This window comes from Paenarthrobacter sp. NPDC091711, from assembly GCF_044756605.1.
Taxonomy (GTDB): Bacteria; Actinomycetota; Actinomycetes; order Actinomycetales; family Micrococcaceae; genus Arthrobacter.
Genome location: NZ_JBIVTF010000002.1, coordinates 190,906 through 206,959, shown reverse-complemented (window position 1 = coordinate 206,959; position 16,054 = coordinate 190,906). Strand labels below are relative to the sequence as shown.

Annotated in this window: 13 protein-coding genes; 4 read left to right on the top strand and 9 right to left on the bottom strand. The window is 62.6% G+C overall.

What is annotated here, in order from left to right; all coding sequences use genetic code 11:
- The 9 genes from ACIQH5_RS04275 to katG all read right to left on the bottom strand — a co-directional run bounded on the left by ACIQH5_RS04275 (position 1) and on the right by katG (position 12,186).
- On the bottom strand, positions 1 to 618 hold the full coding sequence (locus ACIQH5_RS04275; protein ID WP_400400573.1) for a dihydrofolate reductase: 618 nt from the start codon (positions 616 to 618) through the stop codon (positions 1 to 3).
- Entirely contained in the window at positions 615 to 1,418 is an 804-nt protein-coding gene (locus tag ACIQH5_RS04270) for a thymidylate synthase (RefSeq protein ID WP_011775634.1), read from the bottom strand. Before ACIQH5_RS04270 ends, ACIQH5_RS04275 begins: the two co-directional genes overlap by 4 nt.
- Positions 1,415 to 1,807, bottom strand: a complete 393-nt coding sequence (locus ACIQH5_RS04265) for a GntR family transcriptional regulator (RefSeq protein WP_400400570.1) — start codon at positions 1,805 to 1,807, stop codon at positions 1,415 to 1,417. Before ACIQH5_RS04265 ends, ACIQH5_RS04270 begins: the two co-directional genes overlap by 4 nt.
- Positions 1,804 to 3,471, bottom strand: a complete 1,668-nt coding sequence (locus tag ACIQH5_RS04260) for a hypothetical protein (RefSeq protein ID WP_400400567.1) — start codon at positions 3,469 to 3,471, stop codon at positions 1,804 to 1,806. The genes ACIQH5_RS04265 and ACIQH5_RS04260 overlap by 4 nt, the downstream gene beginning before the upstream one ends.
- Positions 3,472 to 3,562: 91 nt before the next feature.
- Positions 3,563 to 4,531: an NUDIX domain-containing protein gene (locus ACIQH5_RS04255; protein WP_400400564.1), complete on the bottom strand. Its 969-nt coding sequence runs from the start codon at positions 4,529 to 4,531 to the stop codon at positions 3,563 to 3,565.
- Positions 4,532 to 4,539: 8 nt separating this feature from the next.
- Positions 4,540 to 6,789: an RNA degradosome polyphosphate kinase gene (locus tag ACIQH5_RS04250; protein WP_400400562.1), complete on the bottom strand. Its 2,250-nt coding sequence runs from the start codon at positions 6,787 to 6,789 to the stop codon at positions 4,540 to 4,542.
- 103 nt (positions 6,790 to 6,892) lie between these two features.
- Positions 6,893 to 7,864, bottom strand: coding sequence for a mycothiol synthase (gene mshD, locus ACIQH5_RS04245; RefSeq protein WP_400400559.1), 972 nt, complete (start codon positions 7,862 to 7,864; stop codon positions 6,893 to 6,895).
- 213 nt (positions 7,865 to 8,077) lie between these two features.
- Positions 8,078 to 9,508, bottom strand: a complete 1,431-nt coding sequence (locus tag ACIQH5_RS04240; protein WP_400400556.1) for a LytTR family transcriptional regulator DNA-binding domain-containing protein — start codon at positions 9,506 to 9,508, stop codon at positions 8,078 to 8,080.
- 449 nt (positions 9,509 to 9,957) lie between these two features.
- Positions 9,958 to 12,186, bottom strand: a complete 2,229-nt coding sequence (gene katG, locus ACIQH5_RS04235; RefSeq protein ID WP_400400553.1) for a catalase/peroxidase HPI — start codon at positions 12,184 to 12,186, stop codon at positions 9,958 to 9,960.
- A gap of 581 nt (positions 12,187 to 12,767) precedes the next feature.
- Here katG and ACIQH5_RS04230 point away from each other — a divergent pair.
- The 4 genes from ACIQH5_RS04230 (at position 12,768) to pqqB (ending at position 16,048) form a co-directional block, all read left to right on the top strand.
- Positions 12,768 to 13,244, top strand: a complete 477-nt coding sequence (locus tag ACIQH5_RS04230; RefSeq protein ID WP_400400551.1) for an MSMEG_3727 family PQQ-associated protein — start codon at positions 12,768 to 12,770, stop codon at positions 13,242 to 13,244.
- Between the two features lie 14 nt (positions 13,245 to 13,258).
- Positions 13,259 to 14,944 (top strand): PQQ-dependent dehydrogenase, methanol/ethanol family, encoded by a 1,686-nt coding sequence (locus ACIQH5_RS04225; RefSeq protein WP_400400548.1) that lies wholly within the window; start codon positions 13,259 to 13,261, stop codon positions 14,942 to 14,944.
- A gap of 40 nt (positions 14,945 to 14,984) precedes the next feature.
- Entirely contained in the window at positions 14,985 to 15,080 is a 96-nt protein-coding gene (gene pqqA, locus ACIQH5_RS04220; RefSeq protein WP_159706912.1) for a pyrroloquinoline quinone precursor peptide PqqA, read from the top strand.
- 68 nt (positions 15,081 to 15,148) lie between these two features.
- Entirely contained in the window at positions 15,149 to 16,048 is a 900-nt protein-coding gene (pqqB, locus tag ACIQH5_RS04215) for a pyrroloquinoline quinone biosynthesis protein PqqB (RefSeq protein ID WP_400400545.1), read from the top strand.
- The last annotated feature ends 6 nt before the right edge of the window (positions 16,049 to 16,054 follow it).

Genomic DNA, 16,054 nt, shown 5'->3' with positions numbered 1-16,054 from the left:
TTAGTCTTCCTGGTTTTCCTGGCTTGCGTTCCGGCGCCATGTGGTGAACCGGTAATTGGTGCCGTTTTTGGCGGTGAGCCAGCCTTCGGACGGGGCTACGGCGTCGAAGGTCCAGTCGTCACCGAGCTCGGGGGCATAGGTGTCACCGTCCAACTCGGCGTCGATGATGGTGATGACCGCCAGGTTGGCGATGCCCATGGATTGTTCAAAGATTTCGCCGCCACCGATGATCCACACTTTTTGGCCACCGGGCGCGAACTGCGATTCCAGCAGGGCTGCATCAAGGGAGGAAACCACGACGGCGCCCTCGGCCTCGGGCGTGGAAGCCCACTCAGCGTTACGGGTCACCACAATGTTGGTGCGGCCCGGAAGCGGACGGTACTTTTCGGGGAATGACAGCCACGTCTTGCGGCCCATGATGACGGGATGCCCGGTGGTGAGCTGACTGAAGTGCTTAAGATCCTCGGGCAGGTGCCACGGCATGGTGCCGTCCTTGCCGATCACGCCGGATGTGGTTTGGGCCCACACCAGTCCGATGCCCGTCATACGCGAGGCGGTTTCCTGGGTGAAGATGACACCGGGGAGTTGGGGCGGAACCTCTGAAGATGACGTACTCATACCGCGATCGGCGCCTTGATGGTGGGGTGGTGACGGTAGTCCACAACCTCAAAGTCATCCAGGGTGTAGTCGAAGATGGAGTCCGGCTTGCGGAGGATCTTCAGCTGCGGGTACTCGTAGGGCTCGCGGCTGAGCTGCTCGGCAACCTGATCCACGTGGTTGTCATAGACGTGGACATCTCCGCCGGTCCAGACGAATTCGCCCGGCTCAAGCCCAAGCTGCTGCGCCACCATGCGGGTCAACAGGGCGTAGGAGGCAATGTTGAAGGGGACGCCCAAGAACGTGTCAGCAGAGCGCTGGTACAGCTGGCAGGACAGTTTGCCGTCAGCCACATAGAACTGGAAGAACGCGTGGCAGGGCGGCAGCGCCATGTCCTTGAGTTCGGAAACATTCCACGCGGACACAATGTGGCGCCGGGAATCCGGGTTGGCGGCCAGGTTGGTCATGAGCTCGGAGATCTGGTCGATGTGCCCGCCGTCGGGAGTGGGCCAGCTGCGCCACTGCACGCCGTATACGGGCCCTAGTTCGCCGTCCGCATCCGCCCATTCGTCCCAGATGGAGACGCCTTGGTCCTGCATCCACTTCACGTTTGAATCGCCGCGCAGGAACCACAGGAGCTCCACAGCAACGGACTTGAAGTGCACCCGCTTGGTGGTGATCAGCGGGAAGCTCTCGGCAAGATCGAACCTCAACTGGCGGCCAAAAACGCTGCGCGTTCCGGTTCCGGTGCGGTCCGACTTGTGCGTGCCGTTGGCCATGACATCGCGCAGGAGGTCTTCATAAGGGGTGGGGATGCTCACGAGTCCAGCTTACTGGCCAGCTGGCCACGAAGCAGATCTATGAGCGTTTCATCACTCACGCCCGCGTCGCGCGCTGTCCGGATCAAAGCGTCGACGGCGGCCATCACCGCCGCATCTCCACCCGCCGTGCCGTGTGGCACCCGGGGCGGCCCGACGACGATGGTCCCGTTCCGTCGTCGTGATTCGATCAGCCCGGACTGCTCGAGTTCCTTATAGGCGCGTGCCACGGTGCCCGCGGCGATGCCCAGGTCGGCGGCCAGGCTGCGGACTGTGGGCAGGCGGCTTCCGGGTTCCAGGATGCCGACTGCTATCAGTGAGCTGAGTTGCCTGCGGATCTGCTCGTAGGGCGGGACGGGATCTGCGAGATCCACAGTGATTCCGGCTGTCATTGGGCTCGTTCCCCATGGCTGGCGGGCTCACCGCGGGGGATAGTGCCGAGTAGGCTGCGGACCAGAACCACTGCAACGATCACGGCGATGGCAGCCAGGACCATGCCAACGGTAATAGCCGGGCTGGGTGCCAAGGGATATTCACCGTTGCCGGGTGAAAACACGCTGTACCAAGCGTCGCCGGTGATCATCAGCAGCGCCGCCGCCTGCCCCAGGCAGTAAGCGGACAGGGTCCTCACAATGCGGTACATGCTGATGGCCCTCAAGGCCGCGTCCAGGCCGGCCTCGCCCTCACTTTCCGGAATACCGCGACGGCGGCGCACGGCAATGATGGCCGCCGCACCTGTTGCGGCAACTACAGCGGTGAGGAGAAGGGCAGCCGGCCAGGTCTTGGGTGCGAAGGGCTGTTCCTCCGCAGCCACGGCGAACGCCACGGCGACGGCAAGAATCACGGTGCTTCCGATCGCGAAGGAGAGCAGTCCTCGCGAAACAGGCCGCTGCGGCCAATGGACCTTGGCTTCGGGTTGGCCGTAATTTCGACCCATCAGCACCTCGCCGGCCGTAATAGCTATCAAGAGGGCGGCAGCGGCCAGGGCGGTCACGATGGGAAAAGCTTGCGGATCAAGGGGGCGTGTGGCCACCAGGATCGCTACAACGCCTGCCACAAGTGCAAGGCCGCCCACTAAGCCCAACACTGCACCGAGGGAGATACTGAGCCGGGCAGCTCCGTGGGTTAGAGGATCAGAACGAAGTGTTTTTGCGCTCGTGACTTGAGGGGCTTTGAGGATCGAGGGAAGTTCAGGCACCCGCCACCACCACATTGCCGCGAGAACTCCCATGTTGATCAGCCCCAGCACGTTGAACCAGGACGACTGCCACAAAGCTCCGGGGGCTGGTTGTGCCGCGAAGTTCCCGGCGATGGTGGCCAGTCCGGCAGCGATGGTGGCCACAGTCCTTAGCAACCTGTTGGTGGCGATGGTCCGAAGCGTTCGGTTGTCGTCGCCGTCGAGCGTTTCCAATTGGCGACGGCGGGCGATCAGGAGGAGAACCAACAACGTTCCTGCGGCCAGGACGACCAAGGCCCCGCCGAGCCAAAGCGCCAGTTCCGAGCCCGGAATCCGGCCGTCCTGACCTTGGCCCGAGTAACCGTTGTCCATGGGAGGCTCCAGGCCCGGGGGCGGCAGCGGTGCAGGCGGGGCCGGCGGGACAGACGTGTGCGCGGGCAGCGCTGCGATCCAAGCAATGGCCAAAGCTGCGTACCCGAAGATGGCTGCCGTGGTCCAGGCAAGCTTGCGGGGAAGAAAGTCCCGGATTCTTCGGATCTTGAGTTCGGCGTACCGGCGTGGTGCCTTGGGCGCGGGGTAACTCAGTTGACCGAGTGCGTGGACGGTAAGGCAGGCAAGAATCGGCCATGCAAGCGCGCTGGCTATCTGCTCCGGAGTTGCGGGAGCGCTTGATCCCAAGGGACTAGCACGGATGATTCCGGCGCTCATGGCACCCTGTAAGGAACTGGCCATCCAACCAATGATTCCTACCCAGAGTCCGTGGGAGGCCGCGGACTGGGCATCCGGCTTGGACCAGACCTGCATCCTCAGGAACAGGTACACGATGATGGCACCGACTACCGGTCCCAGGAAAAACAGCGGCGGCAGGCTGAAAAGCACGTCAAAGACCCCCAAGTCTTGGTATCAAATGCTTCATTCAATGTATCAAGCATTTGATACAAAGTCCCGGGGGGGCAATGACGCTTAACGGCTAGTCGTCGAAGGGCTTGACCTGTTCAACGGACACGATCTTCCGCTCGGATCCCCGGGCCACCTGGCACACAATCACCTCGCCGGGAGAAAGAAAGGGATCCGTCGTGGGAAGGAGTGCACGCAGGGCCTGCGACATGTGCTGGCCCAGCTGCTTCAACGCCGTGGGCAAGGCCGGGCGGTGAGTGCATACGGCAATGGGCACCTGCTTGTCGAACAAAGCCTCAACGGCCGCAGCAGTTTTCTTGGGGGAGCGTTGATGGTGGTGTTCCGTGAGGGCCTCCACCAGTTTCACCTTGGCCCCGCTCGCCTTGGCGTAGGGGGCAATGGTCGCTACGCAGCGGGCCCACGGGCTGGTCACGACACGTTGAGGTTTCCACACCTCCAAGAGGCGCTGCACCGCCACTGCCTGGCGCTGGCCTGTGGCAGCCAGCGGTCGGTCACCCTCCGCCTTGGTCCACGAAGACCGGGGCTTTGCTTTGGCATGACGGATCAACACCAGCGGCCACGTGTCCAGTTCGCCGCGGACGTGGGCCTTCTCCAGGAATTCGAGGGGCATCACGTCCGTGGGGTTGCTCAAGAAGCTCGCTGCCCGGTCCGGGCTGCACCACATGACGCTGTCCACTTCTTTGCCATCGGGCCGAAGCTGGGCCCCGTTGACCTTCATTGCCCAGTACCTGACCACCTTCAGACCGGCACTGACATGATAGTGAATTGCCGGAAGAGGTATGCCCAGGGGGGCCTGCAGACCTATCTCCTCCCACACTTCACGGGCAGCGCACTCGGGAACTGTTTCCCCGGCGTCGAGCTTTCCTTTGGGCCATGACCAATCGTCGTAACGGGGACGATGGATGAGGAGGACCTCAAGGGCACCCTTGGTGATGCGCCAGGGAATGGCGCCGGCGGCCACAACGGCCACCGGCTCGCCGGGGTGGTCTGTTTGATCCGCCACGGGGGTATCGCTGTTCAACTGTGTCCTTACCGCCGAGCCGCAGCACGCTGGCGTGAGCGGGAGGCCAGGAGCCAGGACTGCATGTCCAGCAACGGCTTGCCATCCTCATCCACATGGTGCCTGGTCCAGTGTCCGCTGTTGTCCAGGTGCCAACTGGCGGTCCCGTCGTCGACGTAGCGGCGCATCAGGTCCATGACAGTAGCCGTGTCTTCCTTGCTGGCCAGCTGAACCAACGCCTCCACGCGGCGGTCCAGGTTGCGGTGCATCATGTCCGCGGAGCCGATGTAGACCACAGGCTCGCCACCGTTGCCAAAGGCAAAGACGCGTGAGTGTTCAAGGAAGCGGCCCAGGACGGAACGGACCCTGATGTTTTCGCTGAGTCCCGGGACGCCGGGGCGCAGGGAGCAGATGCCGCGCACCACGACGTCAACCTTCACGCCGGCCTGCGAAGCCCGGTAGAGGGCATCAATGATGGCTTCGTCCACCATGGAGTTGACCTTGATCTGCACCAATCCGGGAGCGCCGGCCTGGGCATGGCGGATTTCGGTTTCAATCCTGTCCATCAAACCCGCCCGCACCGATCGCGGAGCAACAAGCAACCTCTTGAACGTGGATTTCGGAGCGTAACCGGAGAGCTGGTTGAACAGCTTGGACAGGTCCTCGCCCACTTGCTCGTTAGCGGTGAGAAGGCCGAGGTCTTCGTAATAGCGAGCCGTGCGCGGGTGGTAGTTGCCGGTGCCGATGTGGCAGTAGCGGCGGAGGCCGTCCACTTCCTGTCGGACCACCAGGGACAACTTGCAGTGAGTCTTCAGGCCCACGATGCCATACACCACGTGAACGCCCGCTTGCTCGAGCTTTCGCGCCCAGGAGATATTGGCCTGCTCATCAAAGCGGGCTTTGATTTCAACAAGGGCCAGAACCTGCTTGCCTGCTTCCGCGGCATCAATGAGGGCGTCAACAATGGGGGAGTCACCCGAGGTCCGGTACAGGGTCTGCTTGATCGCCTGCACCTTGGGATCCGCGGCCGCCTGCTCCAGGAAAGCCTGGACGGAGGTGGAGAACGAATCATACGGGTGGTGGAGCAAGATGTCCCTGCGCCGCATGGCGGCAAAGACGTTGGCGGCCTTCGACGTCTCGGACTCATTCAGGTACCGCGAGGTGTGGGGGACATGCTTGGGGTAATGCAGATCGGCGCGATCAATGGCACTGATAGCTGACAGTCCACGGAGATCCAAGGGCGCGGGAACGGAATAGACCTCAGACTCTTCAACACCAAGTTCGCGGATCAGCAGAGCTTTGATGTTCGGGTTAATGTCCGTGGTCACCTCGAGGCGGACCGGCGGACCAAAACGCCGGCGCAGGAGTTCCTTCTCCAGCGCCTGCAGGAGGTTCTCGGCGTCGTCCTCTTCGACTTCCAGGTCCTCATTACGCGTGACGCGGAAGGTGTGGTGCTCCAGGACCTCCATGCCGGGGAAGAGCTTGTCCAGGTGGACGGCAATGACTTCTTCCAGCGCGATGAACCGGGCTACGCGGCCAGGGATGGCACCTGCACGCGGTCCGTCCACGGAAATGAGGCGGGGCAGCTGGTCCGGCACCTTGACGCGGGCAAAGAGTTCCTTGTCGCTGATCGGGTTGCTGACGATCACGGCGAGGTTGAGGGACAGCCCGGAGATGTAGGGGAAGGGGTGCGCAGGGTCCACAGCAAGCGGCGTCAGGATGGGGAAGACCTTCTCCTGGAACATGATGCTGATCCGGTGGCGGGCATCCTCATCCAGTTCATTCCAGTGCATGATGTGGATGTGCTCATAGGCCAGCGCAGGGCGGATCTGCTCAGCGAAGACCCTGGCGTGGCGTTCCTGAAGCCGGTGGGCCTCTTCGCTGATCTGTTCCAGCACCTCGATGGGGCTCAGGCCTGCGGGGGAGGGCACAGCCAAACCCGTGGCGATGCGCCGCTTGAGGCCGGCCACTCGGACCATGAAGAACTCGTCCAGGTTGGAGGCGAAGATGGACAGGAAGCTGACACGTTCCAGCAGGAAAAGGTCAGGATCTTCAGCAAGCTCCAGCACGCGGGAGTTGAAGGCCAGCCAGCTGAGTTCGCGGTCCAGGAAGCGGTCCGGGGAGATGTCGCCTTCGGGCTCCAGGCTCGGTGCGAATTCCGGAATATCGATGCGGTCCTGGGTGGCTCGCGAAGCCGGCACTTCCGATGATCCGAAGCGCGGGGGCAGTGTTGCACCCTTCGAGGTGGATCCGGCGGTGCCGACGGGGTCCGGCTGCATGGGGTTCTCCTAAGCTCAGGACGGGGTTTCCTCCCACATTACAAGCAATTCCGGCGCTCGAATCCAAGATGTCACCCGCTTTCCGGCAAGTGATCCCGTCAGGTTAATTTTTGGTTAAAGGCCCATACATCACATCGGTGTCCCAACGAACAAAGCCGAGTTTCTGATATAGAGCTACTGCCGGCTCATTGTCGGCGTCCACGTAGAGCATCACAGCGTGCAGGCCTTGCTCCTGGAGGTGCCGGATGCCCGCAACGGTAAGGGCCTTGCCCAGGCCCAAACCCTGCGCCGCAGGAGTCACGCCCACCACGTAGACCTCGCCGATTGCCGGGTGAGGACCTTGCCGGGGGTGGACCTTGGTCCAGTGGAATCCCAACAGCTCGCCCTCGGTGTTGACGGCCAGCAGGAAGCCCTCGGGATCGAACCAATCTTCAGCCTTGCGGGCTTCAAGATCCGCCAAGGTCATGGAACCCTGTTCAGGGTGGTGGGAGAACGCGGCCCTGTTGGCTGCCAGCCACGCCTGCTCGTCCTGGCCCGGCACGAAGGCGCGGAGCGAAACACCGTCAGGGAGCCCGGCGTCGGGCAGTGCGGCGGTGGAAGACATCAGCCGCATCTTCCACAGTTCCCGTTCAGGGCCGTAACCGAAGCGCGTGGCGAGCTCGGCAGCGGCCTCGTGGTTGCCATGCGACCACGCGCTCAATCCATTGAGGCCCCGCTTGCCCTGCAAGGCTCCCAGGAGCTTCCCGGCCACACCCTGGTTGCGGTAGCTGGGGTGGACGGCCAACTCCAGCACGCCGCTTCCGTCACCACTTTCGACGACGACGGCGACGCCCGCCAGGTCTTCGGCTGTGGCCGGATCTGAGTCCTCGTCCGGGGCATACAGGACGAAGGACAGCACTGAGTGCTCTCCGGCGTCTGCCCCGCGCAGCATGACCAACGTCTGCTCGGAGAACGGGGGATTCCCGTCGGACTCCCCGGCGGCAGCGGCGAGGGCGGTGACGTCCCTGAGGACCTCACTGTCCAGGGCGCCGGTAATGATCAATACGGGCCAGTTTTCCGGGTGCGCGTGACTCATGATGCAAGGCTATACGCCCGCTGCAAGGCCTGTGATTTGATGTCCCTCCAAATGGGAGGTAGTCTCGTTATCTCGTTCGGCTTTGCGGTTTGTCCGTAAGTCAACGCAGGGGGGATCCACCAGTGGGGTGGCCTCGATACGTTCGACCCGTATGTCCTCCACCAAGAAGCAATGAAAGGCCAGGATCCGTGGTGATCCTGGCCTTTCACGTTCTCAAATGCTTAAAGCGCGACGCACCATAGGGGCGTTCCGTCTGGACACTGGAACCTTGGTGCTGGCGCGATCGTCCATAATCAACACCAGTTCGCCCTTGTCCTTTCGCTCAACCTCCCGGATACGGCTGACGTTGACGAGGTACTGGCGGTGGACCCGCAGGAAATTGCCGGTGTCCAGTAGGTCTTTTTCGAGTCTGTCCAGACCGGAAAACGCGGCCCGAAGCTTGCCTTCATCGGTGGAAAGCCACACTTCGCTGCCATCGGATTCGGCCACGGTGACCTCGGCGGTACCCAGCAGCACCATATGGTTTTCTTCCCGGAGGGCCACTATGCGGCGGGACGAAGGACTCAACAAGACCCCACCTGATTCGGCCTGGGAAAAAGGTTCCCCAGCGAAGGCACCGAACGAAATGAGGTGTCCGATCAGAGCCCCATGGAGGAAAATGGGCCGGATTCCCATCGAGGACGGTTCCTCGGCGAGGGGGGTGAAGATCTGCGTGAACCCCGTCCATCCATGGTCGGTAGTGGCCCGTTTGGTAGCGTGCCGGGCGGCGTGGATGACTGCCGGCAGCTGAGGCGTCCAACGCACCGCGGGATCAACGGCGGGCGTGTTGCCAGGCACCCCAAGAATCACACTTGCGGCGTCGTCGGCAATGACCACCGCCCCGGAGGTGTCGACGGCCACGAGTGGCTCCTTGGATCGGCCCCGGGCGTGAGCGAATGCGGCGAGCATTTCGCTGCCGCTGTCCCGCGCATGCCGCCGCATACTGTTCTGAGTATGGGCGGCAGTGCTCTCCAGCCATTTCCGTGCGGGCGTGGGCAGGTCACCGCGCCAACAAGAGATGTTGAGGATGGCAAGCGGCTGCCTGCTCACCACATCCCGTACAGCGATACCCGCGCAGGACCAGTCGTGGAAGGCCTGGCACCAATGTTCCGTTTGCCGGATCATGACCGCTCGCCGGTTTTCAAGGGCGGTGCCCATGCTGTTGGTTCCCACGGCGCCCTCGGACCAGCAGAACCATGGAGCGAGGCCGCCTGCGGTGGCCACCGAACGGGTGTGCTTATCGCCCCAAGCCGTCAGGATCCTGCCGCTGGCATCGGCGATCGTTACGACGCCGCCCGCGTTGGCCACTTCGTGTGTCATGGCTGCGGCGTGAAAGCCGAGCTCCGTGAACACGACGTCCTGGTCTACGGAGTGCGCCATTTGGGAGTCGGCCGCATCAGGTACCTCGGACAAAAACGGGTCAATGTTGTACTGGTCCCGGGAACGTTGCCAGGAGATGGCTACTTCCGGCCGTACGCCGCGGATATCGTCGTCGCCCTGGATGAAGCGTTTCCAGGCCTCATGGACCCCTGAGCTCAAGGCATCGCGGGATATGGGCGTAGTGCGCTCGTCAGCAGGCGTTCGGGTCCCGTTCGGGCTTGTCATTGTTGGGCTCCTTGGGGTCGCTGGGGAAGGAGAGGGCGCTGACCGAAGGAACTTCTGCCGGTACCGCCTCGCCACTGCCGAGGCGTCCTCTGTCGCTTATTAAGTGAGCAGCCTCACTGGGCTTAGTGATTGTTTTTGGCAAATTCTGACGCGGGAATTTCCGTAAATCTGTCCCGGCGCGGTCCGGGCCCCTGGTGGCTATCCACGTAATTACGGCGCACTGCATCTGGTACATCGGGGGTCTGCGCCCAGTTGGAGGAGCAGCCAGTCCGTGGTGTGGGAGTCGTCTCCCAGCACTCGATGACCGCACAGGGCACAGCTCTTTTCCTTGGCGGGCGGCAATGGCTGCAGATAGGTCCACGCCGCCAGAATCCGGTGGAGGACCGCGGGGATAACGTCCGCATTCCGCCGCGTTCCGGCACCGCCGATGTTTGGCCTCCTTGCCCTCATCAGAGGCCGAACAGATCGAGGCACATCACTTTGTCCCACACGGAGACGAAGTCGCTGACGAACTTTCCTTCCGAATGCAGGCCCGCGTAGACCTCTGCCACGGCGCGGAGTTCGGAGTTGTTGGCGAAGATCAGGTCAGTGCGGCCGGCAGCCCACTTGAGCTCGCCGCTGTGCCGGTCCCGCCCCTCGTAGACGGCCTCGGCCTCGTCCACCTTCGGCTTCCAGACAGTCCCCATGTCAAGCAGGTTGACGAAGTAGTGGTTGGTCAGTCGGCCCGGCGTTGAAGTGAGCACGCCCAGTGGTGACTGGCCATGGTTGGCGCCCAGGACGCGCATCCCTCCCAGCAGCACAGTCATCTCGGGGACAGTCAGTGTCAGTTGGCCTGCCTTTTCGATGACGAGGACTTCCGACGGCGGTAGCTTGCCTTTGCGTCGATAGCTTCGGAATCCGTCAGCATCCGGTTCCAGCACAGCAAAATGTTCGGGATCAGTCCATTCCTGGGTGGCGTCTGTGCGCCCGGGGCGGAACGGGACCTCGACGTCGTGTCCAGCACGCGCTGCAGCCAATTCCACGGCTGCGCAACCGCCAAGAACAATCAGATCGGCGCAGGAGATTCTCTTGCCGCCGTGCTGCGAGTTGTTGAATTCTTGACGGAGCTGTTCGAGGGCCTCGAGGACTACACCTAGCTCTTCAGGCTCGTTGACCTCCCAGCTGCACTGCGGCTCAAGCCGGATGCGAGCGCCGTTCGCCCCGCCGCGCTTGTCGCTGTTCCGGAATGTCGAAGCCGATGCCCAGGCCGTGCTGACCAGTTGTTTCACCGTCAGGCCCGTCTCGAGCACTCGGCTCTTCAATGAGGCGATGTCGGTGGCATCGACGAGTTGGTGCTCCACCTCGGGAAGCGGGTCTTGCCACATCATGGGTTCAGCTGGCACGAGTGGTCCGAGGTAGCGCTGGCGCGGGCCCATATCTATGTGCGTGAGTTTGAACCAGGCTCGGGCGAAGGCAGCGGCGAACAGGTCCAGGTCCTCCAGGAATTGCCGCGCAATCACTTCGTACGCCGGATCCTCGCGTAAGGCGAGGTCCGTGGTCAGCACAGTGGGTACGTGTGTCTTGGAAGGGTCGTGTGCATCCGGGACTGTGCCTGCACCTTCTCCATTGGCGGGAATCCATTGCCAGAGCCCCGCGGGACTAAGGGACACGGCCCACTCATAGCCGAACAGTACTTCCAAGAAGCTGTTGTCCCAGGTGGTGGGAGTAGGAGTCCAGATTCCTTCGAGCCCGCTGGTGGTGGTATCGCTTTTGTTCCCTGCTCCGAATTGGCTGGCCCAGCCCAGGCCCTGACTTTCGAGCGGAGCGGAATCCGGCTCGGGTCCAAGGTTGGAACCAGGGTCGGCCGCCCCGTGGGTCTTGCCGAAGGTATGCCCGCCGGCAATGAGGGCAACGGTCTCCTCGTCGTTCAAGCCCATGCGGCGGGAGGTCTGGCGGATGTCGCGTGCTGCACCCAAAGGGTCCGGAACGGTTGCCGGACCCTGGGGGTCTACGTATATCAGTCCCATTTCGCTGGCCGCCAAGGGCTCGTGGAGGTCCCGGATGCCGCTGTGCCGTTCGTCAGCGAGCCACCTGTCCTCCGGCCCCCAGTATGTCTGATCCGCTATCCACGCATCCTCGCGGCCACCTCCAAAGCCGAGCGTGGCGAAACCCATGGATTCCAAGGCCCGGTTCCCCGCGAAGATCATGAGGTCCGCCCAGGAGATTTGTTGGCCATACTTTCTTTTCACGGGCCAAAGGAGCCGGCGCGCTTTATCCAGGTTGCGGTTATCAGGCCAACCATTCAACGGGGCGAAGCGCTGCATGCCCGCGCCTGCACCGCCCCTCCCGTCGCCAATGCGGTAGGTGCCGGCGCTGTGCCAAGCCATCCGCAATATCAAAGGCCCGTAGTGTCCGAAGTCGGCGGGCCACCAGTCCTGGGACGTGGTCAAGATGCCGTCCACGTCGCGTGCCAGTGCATCGAGGTCCACGGAGAGGAATTCGCGGGCGTAGTCGAAATCATCGCCCAGAGGATTGCTACCCCGCCCCGGACGATCCAGGGCGCTCAGGTCGAGGCCTCGCGGCAGACCGCCTTGCCCGTTCGCTCCCGTCACCGGACATGTCCGGTTGGTGGGGGCCCGGCGCGCTTCAACGCTCTGGTTGTAGGTGCGGTCAACGTGGGCGTCAGGGTTTCCAGCCATGGATACTCCTTCAAACGAGCCTCAAAGACCCGGTGTGCGTACTGGGGCGCCCGGTGAGGTAATCGGAGCACCGAGGCAGGCGCTTTCACGGTTGCCCGCCCACGCGGGCTAACTGGGAGGTAACGGTATGCCCGCTCCTGCCACCTAGCCAGATACTGCCGCTGTTTCCCCGCAGACCACCGCTTAGCCTTTGCCAGCCACCGTTCAGCCACCGGCTACTGCTTCCGGCCGAAGCCTCGGATGGTTGGGAACGCTGCTGTAAATGACGGCTTGGCGGGTGTTGCACCAGCACACCCAGGGTCACAGCAGCACACGTCGGCTACACCGGCACACTTCAGGAGATCCTCCGCCTTGGACTCTCGGAAAGCTGGTGGTTTTGGTGGCGAACGGTGGCTTTTGGCCGGCCGAACGGCAGGTTGAGCGGGTGCAGCGGTTGTCTCTGGCCGGGTGGTTTTGGGCGGCATACGGTTATCTCCCAGTTGGCTCGGATGAGCGAGCGAGCTCTGGAGCGGACTGCGAATATGCCCGCTGTGCCGGAGGTTCGCGTTCAACGGTTGTGATTCACGAGGAGGTGATGTCTGGTGACGATTGCTGACGAACAAATTACTGAGGAACGGTCGGAAATGCTGGCCAGGCTTGGTTTGGACGGGCAGAACAAGGCGTCCATGGGTCGGGTGTTGGCCACGGGTTCCATCGCAGAAGCGACGGAGCGTGCCGACGGCACTATGGAAGCGACCATCCGGATCAAGGAAGACGAAGTTTGCTGGGATCCGGCAATCCTCGTCCTGCCGCATGGCGGTGATTTGGAACTGACGGTCATCAACGATGACAAGAACACCCACGCCTGCCTGTTGCCGAGTAATGGGGACCAAAAGTTCCTTTGGCTGGTGAACCATTCCAAGGGACGGGCAACACTGCGGCTGGATGGCCCGGGCTACTACTGGTACAGCTCGCCGGGAGGCAACGACGAAGGACGCGGCCTCACTGCCGCGATCGTCGTACAGGGCGAAGTGCCACCGGAGGCCCGCCTGGATCGTCCCAAACAACCCCGCTCATAGAAAGGAATGAACCGATGACTGTTGAATATGTGGACGCCGGCGAAGCCATCAATCACAGCGCGCTGAGCAGCATGCCGGGGGTGGCGCCCGCGGTGACAAACGACGTCGATTACGAGCGCCTCCTGAAGGCGCGTTCGGAATCGCAGAACTGGCTGACGTACTACGGCGCTTACGACGGACAGCGATACAGCCTGCTGGACCAGATCAATGCCGGGAATGTCAGCAAGCTCAAGCCGGCCTGGATCTTCCAAGCCGGGCATTCCGGCCAGATGGCAGCGACCTCGACCTACGCATTCGAGGCCTGCCCCTTGGTGGTTGACGGCGTCATGTACGTCACCGGCTGGGATGGCTGGTTCTGGGCTTTGGACGCGGTGACCGGCAGGGAGCTCTGGCGCTACAAGCACGCGGTGCCGTTTGACGTTTCGCTCTGTTGCAGCAACGTCAACCGTGGATGCGCAGTGGCTAACGGGAGGGTCTATTTTGTGACTCCGAACGCCCAGCTGCTGGCGCTGGACGCGACCAACGGTGACGTGGTGTGGCAGAAGACCATCGGAGACGTGCGCGCTGGCGAGAGTGCCTCGATCGCTCCGACCGTCATCAAGGACACGCTTATCACCGGCAGCGCCGGTGGAGAGTTCGGTGTGCGTGGACACATCGATTGCTGGGACCTGGAAACCGGCGGGCAGCGCTGGCGCACTTACACCGTGCCCAAGCCTGGCGAGCCGGGCTCGGAAACCTGGCCTGCCGACGGCGAGGCCTGGCAGCGCGGTGGTGGAAACCACTGGGTTACCGGAACTTATGACCCGGAGCTGAACCTGTACTACGCAGGCACGGGCAACCCGGCACCGGACTTCGACGGCGGGGTCCGCGAAGGTGACAACCTCTACACCGACAGTGTGGTGGCGATGGATGTGGACACCGGGGAAATCAAATGGCACTACCAGTTCACTCCGCACGATCTGTGGGACTACGACTCCACCATGGAGATGACCCTCTTTGAACGCGATGGCAAGAAGTTGCTGGGCCATTTCGACAAGAACGGTTATTTCTTCGTCCTTGACCGGACCAATGGCGAGCTGCAGCATGTAACTCCCTTCGTGGACCGGATCGACTGGGGCGTCATCACCCGGGATGGGAAAGTAACGCCGCGGAAGTATCCGGACAAAGAAGGCGAACCGGTCCACTTCTACCCGGGCCCGGCCGGCGCGAAGGAGTGGACACACGCTGCCTACAGCCAAAAGACCGAGCTGTTCTACGTGCCGGTGGCCGACGTCGGTGCTACCGCCACCCGTCGGCGACGCGAGTTCAAGGAAGGCATTCCCTATTGGGGTGCCGGCGTTCAAGTGGACATCGATGACATGGCCGGATCAGTCAGTGCATTCGACACCTACGGTGAAGAGAAATGGCGCTGGCGCATCGATTACCCCATGGCAGCGTCCGTACTTGCCACGGCGGGGGACCTGGTGTTCGCCGGTACCCCGACCGGTGAGTTCGTGGCCCTCGATGCCCGCACCGGTGAAAAGCTCTGGGAATTCCAGTGCGGCAGCGGCCACCACAGCAGCTGCTCAACCTACAGCGTTGACGGCAAGCAGTACGTGGTGGTTCCCGTCGGTTGGGGTGGATGGCTCGAAGGCATCGTTCCGGGACTCCTTGGCCAAGGCCACGGCAGTGCCGTGATTGCCTTCGCGCTGCCCGACTAAATCCTGCCCTGCAAACCCATCCATAGAAAGGAGAAGGAACATGACTGTTGAAAACAAGATGAAGAGCTGGGAAGCTCCCACGCTCGCGGAAATCCGCGTGTCGGCAGAAGTTACCGCCTACGTAGCCACCAAGTAAGCGGAGCCGGTGGAGTGTCGGGCCGGACCGGTCAGGCACTCCACCGGCATTACAAAGAAAAGAGCGTGATGGTCATGTGGGTACGGGTCCTGGGGTCAGCAGCCGGAGGAGGGTTTCCGCAATGGAACTGTTCCTGCCCGCAGTGCCGTGCAGCACGGACTGGAAGCCGCCCTTGCCTCCCACGCACTCAATCATCCATCGCAGTGAGCGCGGATCAGCAGCAATGGTTTTTGATAAATGCCTCGCCGGACACACAGTCACACATCGAGTCCTTTCCCGGCGTGCATCCCGGGGACGGAAGTGTGGTTCGGCCGCGTGCCGTCCTGCTCACTGATGCCGAGCTTGACCATACCGTTGGCCTGCTCCTGCTGCGGGAAGGGCGCGGGCTTGAGGTGCACGCTACGGCGTCGATGTACCAGACACTCACCACTGGAACGGGGCTGCTGCGGACGCTCGAATCATACTGTCCGGTCCAGTGGGTGCCAGTGGTCCCCGGCAGCGAGGTGATGCTCGCCCAGGGGTTGTCGTATTCCGCGTTCGATGTCCCCACCTCCAAGCAGATGCGCTTTGCAGGGGCCGCCGCAGAGGGTCGCGTGGTGGGCTACAGGTTCACTGACACCACGACGGGGAAGAGCTTGATCTACCTCCCGTGTGTGCAGGAGCTGACGCCGGACATTCTTGGAGAATTGTCCGGATCCACCGCCTTGTTGGTGGACGGCACGTTCTGGCGGGACGACGAAATGCCCGATCTTGGCCTGTCAACAAGGACTTCTCGTGACATGGGCCATGTACCAATCCATGGGCCGCGCGGCAGCCTTGGGCTCCTGGCACCGCTGGCCGTTGATCGCAAGATCTACATCCATATCAACAACACCAACCCGATCTTGCTCCACGATTCCACAGAGCGGCGTTGCCTGGACCGCCATGGCATGGAAGTCGCAGTGGACGGGCTGGAACTAGAAATCTAAGGAGCA